This window comes from Limnohabitans sp. 2KL-51, from assembly GCF_003063645.1.
Lineage (GTDB): Bacteria > Pseudomonadota > Gammaproteobacteria > Burkholderiales > Burkholderiaceae_C > Limnohabitans_A.
The window spans coordinates 77,041-98,097 of record NZ_NESJ01000017.1 but is presented as its reverse complement, the minus strand read 5'-3'; the positions used below and the strand labels follow the sequence as shown (position 1 = coordinate 98,097).

At 61.2% G+C, this 21,057-nt stretch carries 13 protein-coding genes and 1 riboswitch; of the genes, 7 read left to right on the top strand and 6 right to left on the bottom strand.

Annotated elements, in window-relative coordinates:
- Positions 1-278: 278 nt before the first annotated feature.
- The 3 genes from rsmA to B9Z49_RS17150 are packed head-to-tail and all read right to left on the bottom strand — an operon-like array spanning position 279 to position 4,817.
- Positions 279-1,058, bottom strand: coding sequence for a 16S rRNA (adenine(1518)-N(6)/adenine(1519)-N(6))-dimethyltransferase RsmA (rsmA, locus tag B9Z49_RS17160; RefSeq protein WP_108354654.1), 780 nt, complete (start codon positions 1,056-1,058; stop codon positions 279-281).
- Positions 1,055-2,416 (bottom strand): peptidylprolyl isomerase, encoded by a 1,362-nt coding sequence (locus B9Z49_RS17155; RefSeq protein WP_108354653.1) that lies wholly within the window; start codon positions 2,414-2,416, stop codon positions 1,055-1,057. Before B9Z49_RS17155 ends, rsmA begins: the two co-directional genes overlap by 4 nt.
- A complete protein-coding gene (locus B9Z49_RS17150; protein WP_233254682.1) occupies positions 2,409-4,817 on the bottom strand; it encodes an LPS-assembly protein LptD in 2,409 nt (802 codons plus the stop codon). The genes B9Z49_RS17155 and B9Z49_RS17150 overlap by 8 nt, the downstream gene beginning before the upstream one ends.
- Before the next feature lie 140 nt (positions 4,818-4,957).
- Here B9Z49_RS17150 and B9Z49_RS17145 point away from each other — a divergent pair, with 140 nt between their 5' ends.
- From B9Z49_RS17145 to B9Z49_RS17120, 6 genes are all read left to right on the top strand, one after another.
- Positions 4,958-6,070 carry an aminoglycoside phosphotransferase family protein gene (locus B9Z49_RS17145; protein WP_108354652.1) on the top strand — a complete coding sequence of 371 codons (1,113 nt, stop codon included), beginning with the start codon at positions 4,958-4,960 and terminating at the stop codon, positions 6,068-6,070.
- Positions 6,071-6,072: 2 nt separating this feature from the next.
- Entirely contained in the window at positions 6,073-6,774 is a 702-nt protein-coding gene (locus B9Z49_RS17140; RefSeq protein ID WP_108354651.1) for a 16S rRNA (uracil(1498)-N(3))-methyltransferase, read from the top strand.
- Between the two features lie 60 nt (positions 6,775-6,834).
- A riboswitch (S-adenosyl-L-homocysteine riboswitch) is annotated at positions 6,835-6,931 on the top strand.
- Positions 6,932-7,011: 80 nt separating this feature from the next.
- Positions 7,012-8,445 carry an adenosylhomocysteinase gene (gene ahcY, locus B9Z49_RS17135; RefSeq protein WP_108354650.1) on the top strand — a complete coding sequence of 478 codons (1,434 nt, stop codon included), beginning with the start codon at positions 7,012-7,014 and terminating at the stop codon, positions 8,443-8,445.
- 10 nt (positions 8,446-8,455) lie between these two features.
- Positions 8,456-9,304, top strand: a complete 849-nt coding sequence (locus B9Z49_RS17130; RefSeq protein ID WP_108354649.1) for a TlyA family RNA methyltransferase — start codon at positions 8,456-8,458, stop codon at positions 9,302-9,304.
- Between the two features lie 16 nt (positions 9,305-9,320).
- The gene (gene metF / locus B9Z49_RS17125) at positions 9,321-10,166 is read left to right on the top strand and encodes a methylenetetrahydrofolate reductase [NAD(P)H] (protein WP_108354662.1); all 846 of its coding nucleotides are present in this window, start codon (positions 9,321-9,323) and stop codon (positions 10,164-10,166) included.
- An 11-nt stretch (positions 10,167-10,177) separates the two neighbouring features.
- Positions 10,178-10,972: an HAD-IIB family hydrolase gene (locus B9Z49_RS17120; RefSeq protein ID WP_108354648.1), complete on the top strand. Its 795-nt coding sequence runs from the start codon at positions 10,178-10,180 to the stop codon at positions 10,970-10,972.
- Between the two features lie 9 nt (positions 10,973-10,981).
- Here the strand turns inward: B9Z49_RS17120 and wbaP are convergent, their stop codons facing one another.
- Both wbaP and B9Z49_RS17110 read right to left on the bottom strand, forming a co-directional pair.
- Positions 10,982-12,454 (bottom strand): undecaprenyl-phosphate galactose phosphotransferase WbaP, encoded by a 1,473-nt coding sequence (wbaP, locus tag B9Z49_RS17115; RefSeq protein ID WP_233254681.1) that lies wholly within the window; start codon positions 12,452-12,454, stop codon positions 10,982-10,984.
- A gap of 5 nt (positions 12,455-12,459) precedes the next feature.
- Entirely contained in the window at positions 12,460-13,407 is a 948-nt protein-coding gene (locus B9Z49_RS17110; protein WP_199225091.1) for a glycosyltransferase family 2 protein, read from the bottom strand.
- Positions 13,408-13,556: 149 nt separating this feature from the next.
- Between B9Z49_RS17110 and B9Z49_RS17105 the strand changes: the two genes are divergently transcribed.
- The gene (locus tag B9Z49_RS17105) at positions 13,557-14,726 is read left to right on the top strand and encodes a class I SAM-dependent methyltransferase (protein WP_108354646.1); all 1,170 of its coding nucleotides are present in this window, start codon (positions 13,557-13,559) and stop codon (positions 14,724-14,726) included.
- Between the two features lie 63 nt (positions 14,727-14,789).
- On the opposite strand, the gene B9Z49_RS17100 is transcribed toward B9Z49_RS17105, so the two are convergent.
- Positions 14,790-20,933, bottom strand: coding sequence for an excinuclease ABC subunit A (locus B9Z49_RS17100; protein WP_369913766.1), 6,144 nt, complete (start codon positions 20,931-20,933; stop codon positions 14,790-14,792).
- Positions 20,934-21,057: the final 124 nt, after the last annotated feature.

Genomic DNA, 21,057 nt, shown 5'->3' with positions numbered 1-21,057 from the left:
GATTTACGATCCACGCTTCCTTCCCACGTTCGGTCACCCTCACGCAGTTGCGTTTCACTTTGCTCACTGTGACCAGCTCGCAGCGGGACTTGCACCCGCAGGTGTGCGCCCATGCTGGGCGCACAATGACAAAAGCCCCGCAGTGCGGGGCTTTTTCATGGCAGTGCATCGTCCTCTGTCACCCCGGCCCCCGAGTTGGAATCCAAGATTTTCAGCTCGGCAGACAAAACAAACATGGGCTCCGCATCCAGTGCGGGGTGACAGATCTTTTTCAGTGTTCAGACCTTCTGGGCCAAGGCCACGAACTCGGCCACGGGTACTTCTTCGGCGCGGCGCTGCAAATCAAACTGCCCGGCAAAACCCTTTTCATCCAACCACTTGCCCAGGGTGTTGCGCAAAATCTTGCGGCGCTGGCTGAAGGCCACCTGCACCAGGGTTTCCAGCGTTTTGACATGGACATCGGGCGGCTGGGCCAGGGGCACCATGCGCACCACGGCGCTGTCCACGCGTGGGGGTGGATCAAAACTCTCGGGTGGCACAAACAGCACATTGGCCATGTCATAACGCCACTGCAGCATGACCGACAAGCGGCTGTAGTCCGAAGTAGAAGGCTGGGCCACCATGCGGTCAATCACTTCTTTTTGCAGCATGAAGTGCTGGTCTTCGATCACGTCGATCTGCGCCAGCAAATGGAACAAGATGGGCGTGGAAATGTTGTAGGGCAAATTGCCAACCACCCGTATTTTGCTCAAAGGGGCCGCCGTGGCCTTGGCCAGCATTTGCGCCGCCAAGGTCCGAAAGTCGACCTTCAGCACATCAGACTCCACCACCGACAGTTGCGGGTGTTCGCGCAGACGCACGGCCAAGTCACGGTCGAGCTCAATCACCGTCAGATGGCCCAAGCGCTCGACCAGAGGCTGCGTCAGCGCAGCCAGACCGGGGCCGATTTCGACCATGGGCTGACCGGCCACCGGGGCAATCGCGTCCACAATGGCATCGATGATGCCGCCGTCCGTCAGAAAATGCTGGCCAAAGCGTTTGCGGGCGATGTGCCTCATTGGACAGGCTCGCGCAATTCGACGTAGGCGCGGCCACGCACATCCTCGGCCCAAGCGACATAGGCTTCGTCGAGTTTCTTGTCACGCAAGACATTGCGCGCCAGCGCGCCTTGCTCGGCTTCGCTCATGGGCGCATCGCGCCGATCGGTCACCTCGATCAGGTGCACCCCAAAGCGCGAGGCCAGCGGCTCAGCCACCTGGCCGGGGCGCAGGCGGTTCATGGTCTGCTCAAACTCGGGCACAAACATACCGGGGCTGGCCCAGCCCAAATCACCCCCCTGGGCCGCGCTGCCGTCTTGCGACAGGCGTTTGGCCGATTCCGCGAAATCGGCCTTGCCCGAGACAATGTCCTGGCGCAAGGCGCTCAGCTGCGCCAGCGCTTGGGCCTGGGTCAGCTGTGGCGTCAAGCGCAACAAAATGTGCCGCGCACGGGTTTGCGTCGCCATCAAGGTGGCGGGGGACTGCTGGCGCTCCAGCACTTTGAGCACATGGAAACCTGCCCCCGAGCGCAACACCTCGGACACACCGCCCACAGGCAATGCCGCAACGGCCTGCATAAACAGCTCAGGATAACGGTCGGCCGGGCGCAAGCCCAATGCCCCGCCATTGGCCCCGCGGTCGGCCGTTTGCGAGAAGGTCTGGGCCAACTCGGCAAAGTTCTCGCCACTGCGTGCGCGCCGGGCCACATCACGCGCTTGGGCCTCCAACGGCTTGATTTGTTCTTCTGCGCTGTTTTCCGGCACAACGATCAGGATCATGGCCAAATTCAGCTCAGCTGGGGCGCGTGCGGCCTGGGCCTTGATCTGTTCTTGCAAAAACTTCTCAACCTCGATGTCGCTGATTCGGATACGCGCTTCTACTTCGCGCTCGCGCACGCGGCTCAGCAGCAGCTGGTTGCGCAGCTGTTCGCGAAAAGTGGTCAGGGTCACGCCATCTTGTTGCAAACGCTGGCGCAGGGCTTCGCGCGTGAGCTGGTTGTTGCTGGCCACGCCAGCCTCGGCTTGGTCCAAAGCGTCTTCGTCGACCACAATGCCCGCGTCTCGGGCTTGCTGGAGCTGGGCTTTGTCGTTGATGAGTTGCTCCAACGCCAATTGCTTGGCCTCAGGGCCATCGACAGACCGGCCTTGGGCCTGCGCTTCGCGCTGAAGGCGCTGCCCCAGGGTCTGCACCTCCTGATTGGTGATGGGTTCGGAGTTGACCACAGCGACAATGAAGTCGGCCGAGCGTATAGCCGCAGGACGCGACGCAGCGGAGGCCGGGGTTTGGGCAGACACATTCAGGGTCAGCCACGTTGAGGCCAGACAGACCGAGGCGCTGGCGAGCCACAAGGCGCGAACAGGAAACAGGTGTTTATTCATAGTGCTGGAAACGGCTTGGTTCAACGGTGGAATCTCGCAAGTTTTGGTAACGGGGGATGTTGTTGCGCAGGGCATTAAGTGGGCTGGCCCCAACACGGGCCAGCCCAATGAATTCAAGCTGAAACAGCAAACGGCTGGTCGCTGTGCTCACCGTGCTCTGGATGCGCTCGAAAGCGATGCGCCCGATCCAACAGCCGCCATCGTATTCCAGACCCAAAAGGCTGTCGACCATGCGGCCTTCGGTCAGACTGAAGTTCAGGCGGCCGACGCTGTACCACCGGTCCGGGCCCAGACCCTGACCGGGTGAACGGCTCCAGGCACTTTCCACAGCCGCATCGCGCCGTCCCAGCAAGTCGCTCAGTGGCCATTGCCAACCCATGTCGATCTGCTCACTGACACCCTGGTTCAGACGGTAAGCCGCATTCAGCACCCGGTAAGGGCTGGGGCTGTAGCGGGCTTGCAAGGTACTGCGGCTGACGCGGTCAGTCTGGCTGTTGACCTGCACCGTGGCATCGAGCGCCCAGCGGTCATCCCAGCGCACGCCAGCGCCCAGCAATAAATCACTCAGACCCGCAGCTGCAGCGGACTGGCCGGGCAGCACCACTTTCTGGTCAGAAAAACGGATGCGCTGGGCCATGCCCACACGCAACATTTCAGCACCGTTGTCGGCGTCAAAAAAACGGCTGGTGACGCCCAGGGTCAAGGCGTCGTTGTCCACCAAGCGGTCATGGCCCACGTAGGCGTTTTCGCTGTAAATGGTAGACAAATTGAAATCGGTTGCGCCCGTGTCGTAAACCGGCAAAAGGCTTTGGTCCCGAAACGGCGTGCGCGCATAAAAAGCGCGCGGCTCCAGCGTTTGCGTGACGCCCCGACCAAACCACTGAGTCTCGCGCTCATACACCAAGCCCGAATCCAATGAGAGGGTGGGCAAAACCCGGTTGGCAGAACGCGCCCCCGAATCGAGTGCTTGGTCAAGTTGGTAACGGGTGGCATGCAGTTGCAGTTTGGGCGTGACAAAGCCCCAAGGGCGGATCCAGGGGCGGCTGACTTGCGCCAGCACAAAGCTGCGCTCGCCATTGCGGGACACGGGTCGCACCGCACTGCTGGCCAAGGGGATGCGGTCGTAGCTGGCCTCAAAGCGGGTGGTGTCGGCCTGCACAGACCAGTCCAGGCCATCGGCCTGCCACTGTCCATAGCGCAGCCCGATTTGGGGCGCACGGTCATAAGGCGGGGTGATGGGGGCGTTGAAGTCTTGTAGGGTTTGCCAGCGCTGAACTTGCGCGCTCATGCTCAGGTTGCCACGACCCCAGTTCAAGACCCCTGTAGATGGCAGAAGGCGCTGGGTCAAGACCAGGCCGGAGCGAGGAAAATCTCGCCAATAGTTGTCGTCACTGACCCGGTTCAGGTTCAAGCCCAAACCGATGCGCCCCACGCTGTCCAGACCTGTATCCAGACTGCCGTTGTGCTGGCTGGACCAGCCCCAGCGGGCCTGATCGCGCAGGCTGTCCTTGGGCATCAGGTTCAACCGGGCCTGGCCACTGTAGTCGCGCTCCAGGTAACGAAATTCAGTGTCCACCGCCACGCCACGCTTGCTCATCAGGTGGGTGGTGACGCTGGCGTCGCGGTTGGGCGCGATGTCAAAGTAGTAGGGCTGGGCCAGCTCTACCCCGTTGGTGCTGGTGATGCCCATCACAGGAGGCAACAGGCCCGACTTGCGCTCGCTGGTCATCGGGAAGGTGACGGCGGGTATGGCCAGCACCGGAAAGTCCTGAAAGCGCAACTGCACCCCCTCAGCCTGCACGGTGGACTCTTCTTCGTCCAGGTTCAATCGGGTGGCCTTGAGCACCCATGCAGGCAACCAGTCGGGCCCGGGTGTGCGCCTGCAGGTGGTGTAGTTGGCTTCGCGCACGGTGGCGCGTTGCTCATCGACAAACTCGATCTGCGCCGCCTGACCGTAGGCGCCGCTTTTGTAAAGTTCAAAAGTGGGCTGCGTCAGCGTGCCTTGGAAACTGTCGACCTTCAGTGTGAGCTTGGGGCCGGTCAACAAACTGCTCGGTCGACTCAAGCGCACTTGGCCAGTGGCCTCGACCACGTCTTGGCTTTGGTCATAGGACAGTTGCCCAGCCTGAATGCTCACGCCCGGCTTGCGGATGCTGGCCTCACCCTCGATCAAAATATCCAAGTCAGGCCTCACGCGCAGGCGCTGGCCTTGCAGGTAAATCGCTCCCCCTTGCTCTTGGCGCTGCGAGACGGCTTCTTCCAGCAGGGGACTGCTGCGCAAGACCAGACCCGACAAAGGGGCTGCGGGTGCGGCCTGCGGGTACGTGAGGGTTTGGGCTTGCGCCACACCCATCGCGCCCCCCAGCGTGACACCGTGCACCACAAACAGAACCGCCCTCACCACCTCCCGCAAAAGGACATGGGCCAATGGGGGCTGCGAACAAGGGACAGGGGAAAGGGGCACAAGGATGGGGCAGAGTTTGGACACACGAGAGGTACAGGCAAAGCGCTTGTTGCGGGCTTTGTAAAATGAGATTATCCATGAGCCACCTCACCCAACCCCCCAATTCAGCCCCCAACCCAAGCCAAGCCGTCAGCGTCAGCTGGACCGATCCGGCCCGGCAAATGGTTTTTGACCGCTGGTTGTCTGGCTTGGCCGCCTCCCACAACCTTTTGCCCGACAGTTTGCGCGTGGCCTCGGCCGACGCCAGCTTTCGCCGCTACCTGCGGGTGAACAGCGTAGACGGCGGCAGCCGCATCATCATGGACGCCCCGCCCGACAAAGAAAATTCCGAGCCCTTCGTGCGCATCGCCTCCTTGATGAAAGCCGCTGGGCTGCATGCACCCGAGGTGCTGAACTGGGACCAGGCCCACGGCTTCATGCTGCTGACTGATTTGGGTGACGCCACCATGATGTCGGCCATCGATACCGAGCGCCCACAGGCCAACCACAGCCTGTACATGCATGCAGTGGACGTGCTGGTGCAGTGGCAACTAACCTCGCGCCCTGGCGTACTGCCGCCGTATGACGCCGCGCTCCTCAACAGGGAGCTGAGCCTGTTTCCGGACTGGTATTTGGCCCAGCACAGGGGGGTTCAACTTGAAGGCAAAAACCGCGACGTGTTGGACAGTGCCTTCGGCCTCATCGTTCCGCGCAACCTGGCCGCGCCCAACGTGTATGTCCACCGCGACTTCATGCCGCGCAACCTGATGATGCCGTTTCAAAACGATCAGCTTGGTGTGCTGGATTTCCAGGACGCGGTCTACGGCCCCATCACCTACGACATCGCCAGCCTGATGCGGGACGCGTTCCTCACCTGGGACGAGGACTTTGTGCTGGACATCACCATCCGCTACTGGGAAAAAGCCCGCAAAGCCGGGCTAATGGACTATGAAGACTGGCACAGCGACTTTGGCGCTTTTTACCGCGCCGTCGAGTGGATGGGACTTCAGCGTCACCTGAAAGTGGCCGGCATCTTTGCCCGCCTGACCCTGCGCGACGGCAAGCCCAAATACCTGGCCGACGCGCCGCGTTTCCTGCATTACATTCGAACCACCTGCGACCGCTACCGCGAACTGGGCCCACTGCTCAAGCTGATCGACGAAATCGAGGGCACCACCCTACAAGTGGGTTTTGCTTACGGGCGCATGTGAGCATGCCCCGCTTTTATTGCCCCTCCCCCTTGGCCACCGGCTTGGCCCTGAGTCTGCCACCGGGCGCTGCACGCCATGTGCAAGTGCTGCGCCTGCAGCCGGGCGATGCCATCACCTTGTTCAACGGCGAAGGCGGCGAGTTTGACGCCACCGTGACCCGCATGGGCCGCAGCGATGTCGAGGTCGATGTGGGTGCGCACCACACCATCGAGCGCGAAGCCAACCGAGCGGTGCACTTGCTGGCGGGCATCACGGCCAACGAGCGCATGGACTGGCTGGTGGAAAAAGCCACCGAACTGGGTGTGGCCAGCATCACTCCGCTGGTGGCCGAGCGCAGCGTGCTCAAGCTCAAAGGCGAGCGGGCCGAGAAGAAACTGGCGCATTGGCAAGGCGTGGCGGTGGCCGCGGCCGAGCAGTGCGGGCGCAATCGCGTGCCCCCCATCCACCCGGCCGTGACACTGACCGAATGGCTGAAAAAGTCCTCGCCTGGCGAGCGCTGGGTCTTGTCCTTGTCCGGGGACACACAACCCGTACCCTGCCAAGTCAGCCAAGCGCCGGTGACCGTGTTGAGCGGCCCCGAAGGCGGCCTGAGCCCTGGCGAAGAAAGCACCGCATTGGCCGCTGGTTTCACCCCGGTGTCGCTGGGGCCGCGCGTGCTGCGCGCCGAAACAGCCCCCTTGGCGGTTTTGGCCTTGTGCGTTTGACATTCGCCTGCGCGATGCCCTTTTAACGACCTGGGCCAGGCCAACTGCGCTAGAATGCGCACTTCCGAGGAGCGTTGCAGCGCCCCCTGGCTTTGAAAAAAGCCGGCAGCGGGGCGTGAGGCTCGGAACACTTCAACAGCAACGACGCTCATCCACACGACGTGCGGTGAGCCTGTTTTTCCCTATCAGTGCTTTTCCCATGCGTGTGGTTCATTCACATGACTTGGAGCTTTTCTCATGAATGCACGTATGCCTTCCACAATTAACGCCGACTGCGTGATCGCCGACATCGGCCTGGCCGATTGGGGCCGCAAAGAAATCAGAATCGCCGAGACCGAAATGCCAGGTCTGATGGCCATCCGTCAAGAGTTCAACAAGGCACAGCCCCTGAAGGGCGCGCGCATCACCGGCTCGCTGCACATGACCATTCAGACGGCTGTGCTGATCGAGACCTTGCAAGCTTTGGGCGCTGACGTGCGTTGGGCTTCTTGCAACATCTTCTCGACGCAAGACCACGCCGCTGCGGCGATTGCCGCCAAGGGCACGCCCGTGTTCGCCATCAAGGGCGAAACCCTGGCCGACTACTGGGACTACACCCACCGCATCTTTGACTTTGGCGCCGCAGGCACCGAAGGCGAAGGCCCCAACATGATTCTGGACGACGGCGGCGACGCCACGCTGCTCATGCACCTGGGCAAGCGCGCTGAAACAGATGCGTCCTTGATCGCCAACCCCACCAGCGAAGAAGAGACCTGCCTGTTCAACGCCATCAAGGCCAAGCTGGCCGTGGACCCGACCTGGTACAGCCGCAAGGGTGCGCAGATCATCGGCGTGACCGAAGAGACCACCACCGGCGTGTTGCGCCTGAACGAAATGGCCGCCAAAGGCAGCCTGATGTTCCGCGCCATCAACGTGAACGACTCGGTGACCAAAAGCAAGTTCGACAACCTGTATGGCTGCCGCGAATCCTTGGTGGACTCCATCAAGCGCGCTACCGACGTCATGATCGCCGGCAAAGTGGCCGTGGTCGCCGGTTACGGTGACGTAGGCAAGGGCTCGGCCCAAGCCCTGCGTGCCCTGAGCGCCCAAGTGTGGGTGACCGAGATCGACCCGATCAACGCCCTGCAAGCCGCGATGGAAGGCTTCAAGGTCGTGACCATGGAATACGCTGCCGACAAGTGCGACATTTTTGTGTCGGCCACCGGCAACAAGAACGTGATCCGCTACGAGCACATGGCCGCCATGAAAGACGAAGCCATCGTTTGCAACATCGGTCACTTTGACAACGAAATTGACGTTGTTTCGCTGGAAAAATGCCAGTGGGACGAGATCAAGCCGCAAGTCGACCACGTCATCTTCCCCGACGGCAAAAAGATCACCCTGTTGGCCAAGGGCCGTTTGGTGAACTTGGGTTGCGCCACCGGCCACCCCAGCTTCGTGATGTCATCGTCTTTCGCCAACCAGACCATCGCCCAGATCGAACTGTTCACCAAACAAGACCAGTACGAAAACGGCAAGGTTTACGTGCTGCCCAAGCACCTCGATGAAAAAGTGGCCCGTTTGCACCTGAAGAAAGTCGGCGCCATGCTGTCCGAACTCAGCGAAGAACAAGCCGCTTACATCGGCGTGTCCAAGAACGGTCCTTACAAAGCCGACACTTACCGTTATTGAAACCCAACGCATGCGCATTGACCAACTTCTCGTGGAGCGCGGCTTGGCCGCTTCCCGTTCTCAAGCTCAACGACTGATTGCTGGAGGCGTGAAGTGGCAGCAGCCCGACGGAAGTTGGCGTGCCATCGTTAAAAACCGCGACGAGGTTCCGGATGGCGCTGCACTGGAGTTGCTGGACGACGCCGAGTCACGCTATGTGTCGCGTGGCGGCCTCAAGCTCGAAGGGGCCTTGAAGGCCACGGGTGTTCTGGTAGAAGGCTTGCGCTGCCTGGATGTGGGGCAAAGCACCGGTGGTTTCACCGATTGCTTGCTGCAGCACGGCGCGGCCGAAGTGGTAGGCATTGACGTGGGCCACGCCCAGGTGCATTCGCGCATCAGTCAAGATGAGCGGGTGGTCTGCATCGAAGGCGTGAACGCCCGCGAGCTGGTGCCGGGCGACGAGCGCATTCCTGAGGCGCTCGAAGGCTTTGACCTGGTGGTGGGCGATGTGTCCTTCATCTCGCTGACTTTGGTGTTGCCCGGTGTGGTTCATTTGCTCAAACCCACAGGGCAGTTGCTGATGCTGGTGAAACCCCAGTTTGAGCTGCAACCTGGCCAAGTGGGCAAGGGCGGCATCGTCAAAGACGACACCCATTTTCCGTTCATCGAAAACCGCGTGCGCACGGCTTTGTCCGAGCTGGGCATGCAAGTCACCGCGTGGCTGGACAGCCCCATTGAAGGCGGCGACGGCAACCACGAATTTTTTGTGCAGGCCTGCTGGCCTGACCCAGCGGCAGTGGCACCCGCGCGCGAAAAAGCGCGCGAAGCCCACGAGGCCGATCTGGCCGCCTTGGCGTATGCCAAGGCCAACGACTACTGAATTGAAAGTTGAAGTGATGTCTGGTTTGAAACTGCCCATCAGCCTAGAGTTTTTCCCGCCCAAAACACCCGAAGGCGCAGACAAACTGCGCAGCGTGCGCGAACAGTTGTACAGCCTGCAGCCCGAGTTTTGCTCAGTGACCTACGGCGCTGGGGGCTCTACACAAGAAGGCACATTTGCCACAGTGGGTGCCATCTTGAGCGAAGGGGTAGCTGCGGCTTCGCACTTTTCGTGCATTGGTGCGACCAAAGCTTCGGTGCGCAACGAATTGGCCACGCTCAAGGCCATGGGCGTCAAACGCCTGGTGGCCTTGCGCGGTGATTTGCCCAGCGGCTATGGCGCAGGTGGCGAGTTCCATTACGCCAGCGATCTGGTCGCCTTCATTCGCGCCGAAACCAACGACGAATTCCACATTGAGGTGGCCGCCTACCCCGAAATTCACCCGCAAGCCAAATCGCCTGAAGCTGATTTACAAGCCTTTGCCACCAAGGTGAAAGCTGGGGCCAACTCGGCCATCACGCAATACTTCTACAACAGCGATGCGTATTTCCGCTTTGTGGACGACGCCTACAAACTGGGTGTCGATGTGCCCGTGGTGCCGGGCATCATGCCCATCACCAGCTCAACGCAATTGCTGCGCTTCTCTGACGCCTGCGGGGCCGAAATCCCGCGCTGGATCCGGCTGCGCTTGCAAGCCTACGGCGACGACACCGACTCGATCAAGGCCTTCGGCCTGGATGTGGTGAGTGACCTTTGCGAGCAACTCATCAACGGTGGCGTGCCCGCCATCCACTTCTACACCATGAACCAGAGTGCGGCCACGCTGGCGGTGCTCCAGCGCCTGAAGGCACTGGCCCACTGACGCGCTGCGCCATGCTGGACCTGACGCATTGGCCACGCCCCCCTCGGCCCTGGCTGGGGGTGTTCACCGACATCGATGACACCTTGACCACCGACGGGGCCATCACCAACGACGCATTGCAGGCACTGCGCGACCTGAAGCAAGCTGGCCTCACGGTCATTCCCATCACCGGTCGCTCCATGGGCTGGAGCCGCGACATGGCCCGTAGCTGGCCCGTGGATGCGGTAGTGGCCGAAAACGGGGCCGCCGCCTGGATTCCTCAACTCCACGGCAAACCCCAGGCGATTTACCAGCAAAACGAGGCTGTACGCACTGCGAATTTTGCGCGCATGCAATCCGTGGCTGCGCGAATTTTGCGCGAGGTGCCCGGAGCTGTTTTGGCGCGCGACAACGCAGGCCGCGAAACCGACGTCGCGATTGACCACAGCGAATTCACCCAATTGCCCCCGCAAGCCATCGACCAGGTGGTTCGCATCATGCGCAGCGAATCCATGGTGGCCACAGTCAGCAGCATCCACATCAACGGTTGGTTCGGTGAACACCACAAACTCAGTGGTGCACGCTGGATTTTGCAAGCCCTGCTGGGGCGTTCACTGGACCAAGAATTGCCGCAATGGGTGTATGTGGGCGACTCGACCAACGACCAGGTGATGTTCGAACACTTCCCCTACAGTGTGGGCGTGGCCAACATCGCGCGCTTTGAGTCGCAGTTGCAGTTCAAGCCACGGTTTGTGACCCAAGCGCCCAGAGGGGCCGGGTTCACCGAGTTGGCACAACGAATTTTGCAGTCAACTCCGTCAAGCTAAGTCTGGGTTTCAGTAAGCGCCCTGACGGGTCAACACCACCGAGATGGTTTTGAACAGAATGACCAAGTCGTGCCATAGAGACCAGTTTTTGACGTACCAGCTGTCGAGGTAGACCCGCGTGTCGTAATCCACGTCGTTGCGCCCGCTGACTTGCCACAGGCCAGTCATGCCAGGGCGCACCATCAGGTAATAGCCCACTTGGTCACCGTAACGGGGCAACTCACTGCGCACCACTGGGCGCGGCCCCACCAAACTCATTTCGCCCCGGATCACGTTGATCAGTTGCGGCAACTCGTCCAGACTGGTGCGCCTTAAAAATCGCCCGACCTGGCTGACACGCGGGTCTGAACGGAGTTTGTGCTCAGTCTGCCATTGCTTGCGCAGTTCGGGTTGCTGCTGTAACAGGTGCTCCAGCTGTTTTTCGGCATCGACCACCATGGTGCGGAACTTGTAACAGTTGAAAATCTTGCCTTTTTTGCCAATGCGTGGGTGGGCAAACAAAGCCGGCCCCCCATCACGGCGAACGGCCCAAGCCATCAGCAACAAGGCTGGACTGAGGACCAGCAACAAGGCCAAAGCAGCGACCGTGTCAAACAGCCTTTTGGTCAAACGCGCAGGCCAGCGGCGCAAGTTGTTGCGCATGCGCAGCAAGGCTACTTCATGCGAAAAAAAATGCGATATGTCCGTCCCATGCAGAGGCACGCCACGCATGGCAGGAATGACGCTGATGTCGGGTGCGCCCCATTGGGCCAACTGGCGCAACCATTGTTCGCGTTGATCGGACTGGGCATGCTCCAGCGCAATGACCCACTGAATACCCGGTTGCTTGGCGTATTGCGCCATCTCCAACTCGGGCAATCGCGGGTAGGTTGTGTCCGAGGCCCGGCCCCCACCTCCGCCCGCATCCACAAAGCCCTGCACCGAAAAGCCCAGCTCGGGCTGGCTGTTCAAGGCCAACGCCGCTTCTTCTGCGTTGGCACCGATGCCAATGATGACCGTGGGCCGGTACCAAAGCGAAAACTTTTTGAGGATTTGCCGGGTCACATAGCGCATCAAGACCAGCATGAGCAAGACCAGCACCCAGGACACAAGCCACCACAACCGCGAAGCATTCCAACGGGCTACAGCCACCAACGCCATGTCCATCAAGGCCAACACGCCCACCAAGCGGAAAAAATCACCCAATTCGTCCCACAAAGGCCTGCGGTCGCTGTAATGCTGGTAACGGCTCAGCAGCAACACCAGGCCCAGCACGCCCATCAGGCCCCAGGCGATGAAGCGCTGCGTGTCCTGCCCTGCCCACCAGGACTTGATCGACACGCCCTCCGGCGACACCAGCGCGGCGGTCAGTGGCAACGATATGACAAATGCCACCACCATGGCCACGGCATCGCCCAACATGATGGCCAATTTGGACAACCGAATCTTGAACAGGCTCAGGTACGCCACAGGCTCGGCAGTCTGGCCCTGTTTTGGGGTCACCCGCTTCACACCCAAAACCCTTTGTGCATGGACAGTTGTTTTTTCAAGCCCACGGGCAAGCGCATGTGTGAACGACCCAATCGGTAAGCCAGCACCTTGAGGGCCGTGCGCACCAAGGCCTCCGGCAAACGCCAGGGCGCGTGGTGCAAAAGGAATCGGATTTCCGATTTCAAAAACCGGAGGCCCTCTCGGCCCGCTTTGCCGTAATTCTGGATCATCCAGTTTTCATCGTGGTGGAACACGCCCGTATCAAAGTAGCGTGCAAATTCACTCGTCAAAGAGTAATTATGTGAATGATAAACGAGCGCCTGCGCCTCATAGCGAATGGCATGTCCCTGCTGCAACAGGCGAGCGGCCAAGTGCGTGTCCTCGCCCAAAATCACACGCGGCGAAAAGCCCCCCACGGCGCGCAGTGCCGACAAGCGGTAAGCCGCAAAAGCATTGGACAAAAAACAGGCCTTAAGACCCAGACGGTCCTTGTCCGACCAGCGCCGGGTCTGGCATTGCGCCGGGTAGTTGAAATGTCGGGCGTGCGCGGCGATCGCGCTGGCCTGCGGATGCGGCGTCTGGCGTCCATACACAGCGGCCACCTCGGGGTCTGCAAACCCAGACAACAAATGCCCGAGCGCCTCAGGGCCGGCCAAAACCGCATCTTGGGTGAGGAACACCACAAACTCGACCCCGGCGGGCAAGCGCTCAACGCCCCATTGGCGGGTGCCGCCGTGGTTGAATTGCTTGCGCTGAACCGTATGGACCACCAGGCCGGCCTGCGTGGTTTTTGCCAAACTGCCGTCGGTGGACTCTGAATCCAGCACCCAGCAAAGCGCGGGTGCCGGCGTTTGCGCCTGCAAACCTGACAGAAAATCAACCCACAAGGTGCCAGGATTGTAAGTGGGCACCAACACAGCCGTCATCTCCGAGAAAGACAGAAAGGGCTGGCTTGGGGATGGCATGGGCGGGTTGATCGGGTTGGGTGTATCCACAAGCGCTATTTTGCCTGTACCCATGATGTCGAAGGGTAGGCAGGTCTTCGCGGCCACCCGCCCAGCGGCCGCTATGATGCAACCTCTACAGCACACCGGTCACTGGGCCGAGATTTCTCATGACCCCACCGGCTCCCCTCACTTGGCAAGAAGATGGCCATCCGCGCAGCGCGCTTTGGGTGACTGACCATGGGGCTCGCCCTCCAGCCAAGCTGATGGTGGTGGATGACACCTTGAACGCCGACACCGCCTACCGCCTGGCCTGTGAAGGCACGGGTTTGCTGTGGCGCGGCGACTTTCAAAATGCCCGCCAGTTGCTGCAGGCGCTCAAACGCCGCCTGGAGCGCCCTGCACGCCCCAAAAAATCCTCCACCAAACACCGCGACAGCGCACACCCGGCCCCTTCGGCCTTCAACGCCCACCGCCAGGCGCAATCTCAACGCGTCCGCGTTCTCGGCCAAATCCTGATCGAATTGCAGCCCGATTACAGCATCGCGCTGCGCCGAGCGCCCGCTGCCCAAACCGCTTTGCAACAAGCCTTTGGGCCTGCCGATGGACAGAACCGCGTGGTGTCATTGCGCAGTTTGCAAGGTGTCATTGGCGCGTTCGAGTGGCGCAAAAATGGCGTCGAGGTGCCCGCTTTGGGAGAAAACTTGAGCATCCACCCGCACTACGGCGTGTTTTCGCCAGTGCGGGGTGAGTATGTCCAACTCGTGGCCCAAGCCCCATGGCCTGCTGCTTTGAAGACCCACTCGGTGGCTTTTGACATTGGGGTGGGCACCGGCGTCTTGTCGGCCCTGCTGGCTCGCAGAGGTGCAGCGCAAGTGATCGCCACCGACCTGTCGGAACGTGCATTGGCATGCGCCCGCGACAACCTGCAGCGCCTGGGCCTGCAAAACCAGGTTCAGCTCTTACACACCGATTTGTTTCCGCCTGGCCAGGCCGCGTTGGTGGTTTGCAACCCGCCGTGGCTGCCAGCTCGCCCGACTTCGCTGCTGGAGCAGGCTGTATATGACGAAGGCAGTCAGATGCTCAAAGGCTTTCTGGGTGGCCTAGAGGCGCACCTGATTGAAGGCGGCGAAGGCTGGCTGATCTTATCGGACCTGGCCGAACACTTGGGTTTGCGCACACGCGAAGAACTGCTGAGCTGGATCGCCGATGCGGGTCTGCAGGTGCTGGGCCGCACGGACGTGAAACCGGTTCATGGCAAAGCTCAGGACCCTAGCGACCCGCTGCATACGGCGCGGGCAGCAGAGGTCACATCGCTTTGGCGATTGGGCGTTCTGTAAGCGCTGTCAGTCATGGATCCCGTGCGAGCCCGGGGTCCATCTTTGCAGCCCGCGCCTCCGACTTCAAACCCTCGCCAGCACCGGCCCCAGCGCCACGCCGGTGTGCGTGCCCAACAGCACCAAAGCCTCGGGCGTCATGGCCGCCACAATTCGGCCCCCAGCGTTGCCGCCTTCGGGTCCCAGGTCAATCACCCAGTCGGCTTCAGCGATAACATCCAGGTCGTGTTCGATCACGATCACGCTGTGACCGGCGTTGACCAAGCGGTGCAGCACGCTGATGAGTTTGTCCACGTCGGCCATGTGCAAGCCCACGGTGGGCTCGTCCAGCACATACAGCGTATGCGGCGCTTTGTTGCCGCGCTTACCCACCTCGTCGCGCACCTTGGTCAGCTCGGTCACCAGCTTGATGCGCTGGGCTTCACCGCCACTGAGCGTAGGTGAAGGCTGGCCCAAGGTCAGATAGCCCAAACCCACATCCTTGAGCAGTTGCAGCGGGTGCGCGATGCTGGGCATGCTGGCGAAAAAGTCCACCGCTTCGTCCACTTCCATCTTTAGCACATCGCCGATGCTTTTGCCGCGCCAGGTCACGGCCAAGGTTTCTGGGTTGAAGCGCGCGCCTCGGCAGGTTTCGCAAGGCACTTTCACATCGGGCAAAAAGCTCATCTCGATGGTGCGCATGCCCTGGCCTTCGCAGCCGGGGCAACGGCCTTCGCCGGTGTTGAAGCTGAAACGCCCGGCGGCATAACCCCGCGCTTTGGCCTCCAAAGTTTCGGCAAACAGTTTGCGAACTGTGTCCCAAAAGCCGATGTAAGTGGCGGGGCAAGAGCGCGGTGTTTTACCAATCGGAGTTTGGTCCACTTCCAGCACGCGGTCGATCGTCTCAAAACCTTGTACATCCGTGCAGGCCGACAACGCCACCCGATGGCCGGCGTCTTGTGCAGTGCGGCCTGCAAAGGTGGAGCGTTGCCCAACCAGTGCTTGCACATTGGCCAGCAACACATCGCGGGCCAACGTGGACTTGCCCGAACCGCTGACACCCGTGACGGCGACCAACCGTTTGAGCGGGACCTGCACATCGACTTGGCGCAGGTTGTGCAAGTTGGCGCCAGTCAAGGTGAGCCACTGGGTCGTGGTCACTTCTGTGGCGTCCGGCACCGCTGGCAGGGTGGCCTTCTTTTTGCCCTTGACTTTGGTGGATGCGGTCGCGGTATCGCCGGCTGCGACGTTGGCGGTTTGAAAAGAATTGGGATCTGACCCCAATTGATTCAGCAGCGACGCCAATGTCTCGACATGGGGTGATGGGCTGGGCGACGATTTTGGCGTACCCCCGCCATATGAGGAGTCCGGCCCATTGCCCCGTGTCGAGACCGACACCGACCTGCGAACTTGCATCGGATGCTTCATCGCATGCAACAAATAGCGACCCGTTTGCGAATCGGCAGATGCCGTGATGTCGGCCACCGAGCCTTGTGCTACCAAACGGCCACCGCGTTTACCGGCGCTTGGGCCGATGTCAATGATGTGGTCAGCGCGGCGGATGGTGTCTTCGTCGTGTTCCACCACCACCAAAGTGTTGCCCTTGTCGCTCAAGCTTTGCAAAGCGTTGAGCAAAATCCGGTTGTCGCGCGCGTGCAGGCCAATGGTGGGCTCGTCCAGCACGTAGCAAACGCCTTGCAAGTTACTGCCCAGCTGCGCGGCCAAGCGTATGCGCTGCGCCTCGCCACCCGACAACGTGGGCGCACCCCGATCCAGCGTGAGATAACCCAAGCCCACCTCTTCCAAAAACTCCAAACGGCTTTTAATTTCGGGCACCAGGTCGCGGGCGATGTCGGCGTCACGGCCGGTGAGCTGCAGCTTGTCAACCCAGTGCCGCACATCGGTGACCGATAAGCTGGCGATGTCGGTGATTCGCCAACCTTGGCCCGGTGCTGCGCCCAGCCGCACGGCGCGAGCCGTGGCGTTCAGGCGGGTGCCTTCGCAACGGGTGCACGCCACATTGGCCAGGTCTTCGATCTCAGGCTCGGCAAAGGTTTGCTCGCGGCCCTTGTTCTTGTCATCTTGCACCGAGTCGTCGAACACTTGGCGCTCATCTTTGCTCAGCTTGACCCCCGTGCCCACGCAATCAGGACACCATCCGTGTTTGCTGTTGTACGAAAACAAACGTGGGTCCAGCTCGGCATACGAGGTGTCGCACGCCGGGCAAGCCCGCAGTGTGGAGAACACACGGTGCTGCCCAATACGGGCGGTGGACTCGCCGCTGAACATGGCTTCGCGCAGGCCGTCCAAATCGCTCAGCACGTGCACCACGCCTTTGCCGTGTTCCAGTGTTTTGGTCAAAGCTTGGCGCAAGGCGGATTCATGAGCAGGTGACACATCTAGGCTGGCCACGGGCAGCTCGATATTGTGTTCTTTGAACCGGTCAATGCGCGGAAAGCCTTGTGTGGGCAAAAAGTCGCCATCGACGCGCAAATGGGTGTACCCACGTGGACGGGCCCAGTCGGCCAACTCGGTGTACACGCCCTTGCGGTTGACGACCAGCGGTGCCAGCAGGCCGATGTGCTGACCCTTGAACTGCGTCATCAGCTGGGCGACGATGCTGTCGGGCGTTTGTGGCTGCACCGGTGTGTTGTCGTGCACGCAATGCTGGATGCCCAGCTTGACGTAAAGCAAACGCAAGAAATGCCAGACCTCAGTGGTGGTGCCCACGGTAGATTTGCGACCGCCGCGCGACAAGCGCTGCTCAATCGCCACGGTGGGCGGGATGCCGTACACCGCATCCACCTCGGGGCGGCCTGCAGGCTGCACGATGCTTCGGGCATAGGCGTTCAGGCTTTCCAGGTAGCGGCGTTGGCCTTCGTTGAACAGGATGTCAAACGCCAACGTGGATTTGCCGGAGCCACTCACGCCCGTGACCACGTTGAACTTGCCGCGTGGGATGTTGACGCTCAGGTTTTTGAGGTTGTGCTCTTTGGCATTGACGATCTGGATGTTGTTGTTGAACACAGGCGCACGCCGAGCGACTGGGGCCATTGAACTTGCACCAACCCCACCCCGAACGCTGGTGAGCGAGGCTGCGGTGTCAGAGGGTGACGATTTGGGCGTACCCCCGCCGTATGAGGAACCCTCTGCCACCGCAGCCTCGCCCCCATAGACATTCAAACGCTCAGCCACACCATGCACCTCACCCATCGACTCGGCATAGTCGCGCAGCGCCAGCCCCGTGTGTGATGTCGCGTGTTGACGCACGTCTTCGGGCGTGCCCTCGGCCACGATCAGGCCCCCCGCATAACCACCCTCCGGCCCCAGATCGATCAGCCAATCGCTGGCGCGGATCACATCCAGGTTGTGCTCGATGATGATGAGCGAATGCCCAGCTTCGAGCAGCTTGCGCAAAGCCCGCATGAGCTTGGCGATGTCGTCAAAGTGCAGACCGGTGGTCGGCTCGTCAAACATGAAAAGCGTGCCCTTGCGCGCCAAACTCTGGCGGCTCTTGGAGGCACTCTTGGCGGCCTCGGCCAGAAAGCCCGCCAGCTTGAGGCGCTGGGCTTCGCCGCCCGACAAGGTGGGCACAGGCTGGCCCAAGCGCACGTATTCCAGACCCACATCCACGATGGGTTGCAGGGCACGGATCACGTCGCGGTCTTGCGCGAACAAGGCGGCGGCTTCGCTCACGGTGAGCTGCAGAATGTCGGCCACATTGAGGTGGCGCACCACACCGCCGATGGCTTGCCGCTCAACGGTGACCTCCAAAATCTCAGGCCGATAACGTTTGCCGTCGCAATCAGGGCAACGCAAATACACGTCGCTCAAGAACTGCATCTCAACGTGCTCAAAGCCCGAGCCGCCACAGGTGGGGCAACGCCCATCGCCACCGTTGAAGCTGAACTTGCTGGCGGTGTAACCGCGCTGGCGCGACAGTGGCGCAGTGGCAAAAATCTCCCGGATCGCATCCCACGCGCCCACATAGCTCACCGGGTTAGAACGGGCCGTCTTGCCAATCGGCGACTGGTCCACAAACACCACATCGCTCAGGTGGTCAGCGCCCAACAATCGATCGTGTACGCCAGGCGTTTCAGTGGCTTTGCCAAAGTGCCGCATGAGTGCTGGGGCCAGCACGTCTTGAATCAAACTCGATTTGCCTGAGCCGCTGACGCCGGTGACGGTGACCAGTCGTTGCAGCGGAAAGTCCACGCTGATGTTTTGCAGGTTGTGCTCGCGAGCACCTTCCAGAATCAAGCGCGGCGTGCTGTCGCTCACCATGCGCTTGAAGCCCAGGCCCACTTGTTTGCGGCCTCCCAAATAAGCGCCCGTCAGCGTGTCGGCGTTGCGCAGATCGGCCGTGGTGCCGTCGAACACGATTTGCCCGCCGCGCTCACCGGGGCCGGGGCCCATGTCGATCATGCGGTCGGCCGCCATCATCACGGCCGGGTCGTGCTCCACCACGACCAGGGTGTTGCCCGCGTCACGCAGGCGGTGCATGGCCAAGGTGATGCGATGCATGTCGCGTGGGTGCAAGCCAATGCTGGGCTCGTCGAGCACAAACAGGGTGTTGACCAGGCTGGTGCCCAAGGCGGTTGTGAGGTTGATCCTTTGCACTTCACCGCCGCTGAGCGTGCGACTTTGGCGGTCGAGGGTGAGGTAGCCAATGCCCACGTCGCACAGGTATTTGAGGCGGGTGGTGATTTCTTCCAGCAAGAGTTGCAGGGCTTTTTGTTCGGCACTCGGGCCTTGGTTGTTTGCCTTCGTTGTTTCTTCGGCGGTTCGGTCTGCGTTAGAGCGTTTTGCTTCGGTGGTTTCTGCTGAGGTTCGGTCTGCATCAGAGCGGGGGGCGGGCTCCTCATACGGCGGGGGTACGCCAAAATCGTCTCCCGCCCCCCGCTCTGACGCAGACCTTGTGGTTGATCGAGCGTTGAGTGCCCTCTCTGTCGCTGTCGCTATCTGCTCTTGCGCTTTTGCGCTGGCCCCCACGGCTTCGGCCGGGGATGGGCTGGGCGACGATTTTGGTGTACCCCCGCCGTATGAGGAGCCCAGCCCATCCCCGGCCGGAGCCTCCCCAGCTCCTAAAGACGCATGCCCAGAAGCAGACACCCGGTCAAAAAACAAACGCAAACGATCGAGCGGCATGATCATCATGTCGTGCAGACTCAAGCCCGGCAGCGCCTCCAACTGCGCCCGCGTCCACTTCACACCGGCAGGCATGAAACGCTGTGCCACCGGCAAAACCCCATCGGCATCGGAGTGGCTGCCAATGCGCCAGAGCAAACTCTCGGTCTTCAAACGCGCCCCTTGGCAACTGGGGCACTCGGTGTAACTGCGGTACTTGGACAAGAGCACCCGAATGTGCATCTTGTAGGCCTTGCTCTCCAGGTACTCAAAAAAGCGCTTCACGCCATACCACTGGTGGTTCCAGCGGCCCTTCCACTCGGGCGAACCGTTGATCACCCAGTCTTGCTGGGCTTTCGTCAACTTGTCCCACGCCGTGTCGCGCGGAATGCCTGCGGCCTCAGCGTGGCGCATCAGGTCGTCCTGGTTTTCTTGCCAGGCGGGCGTTTGCAGCGTCTTGATGGCCCCGGCCCGCAATGTGAGCTTGGGGTTGGGAATGACCAGGCCATAGTCCACGCCGATCACGCGGCCAAAACCCCTACAGGTCTCGCACGCCCCCACCGCCGAGTTGAACGAGAACATCGACGGGATCGGATCGGTGTAGCGCTGGTCGCTGTCGGGGCAATGCAAGCCTGTCGAAAAGCGCCAGATGTCAAAGGCGGTCTCAGAGGAGGAAGCAGCGGAGAAATTGGGATCTGACCCCAATTTCTCCACATACACATTCAGGCGACCGCCGCGTTTGAGGGCCACTTCGATGGCTTCGACCACACGGGCTTTTTCGGCGGTGCCGATGCGAAAGCGGTCGGCGATCACGTCCAGCACTTTGCGCGGGCCGGTGGGGGTTGCCACTTCGCGTTCGGCCTGCACTTTGGTGAATCCGCTGGCCGAGAGCCACTGCTCAACCTGCTCGGCGCTGGTGTTGGCGGGTAGCTCGACCGGAAAGGTCAGGTACAGGCGCGGGTCGCCCGCTTGTGCGGCACGCTGCGCCAGTTCGGCATACACCGTGTCGGGGTTGTCGGTGCGCACGCTTTGCGCGGTGTCTTTGTCAAACAACTGGCCCAATCGGGCGAACAACAACTTCAGGTGGTCGTTCAGCTCGGTCATGGTGCCCACGGTGGAGCGCGAACTGCGCACCGGGTTGGTCTGGTCGATCGCAATCGCCGGAGGCACGCCTTCAACCTTGTCCACCGCCGGTTTGTCCATGCGGTCCAGAAACTGGCGGGCATAG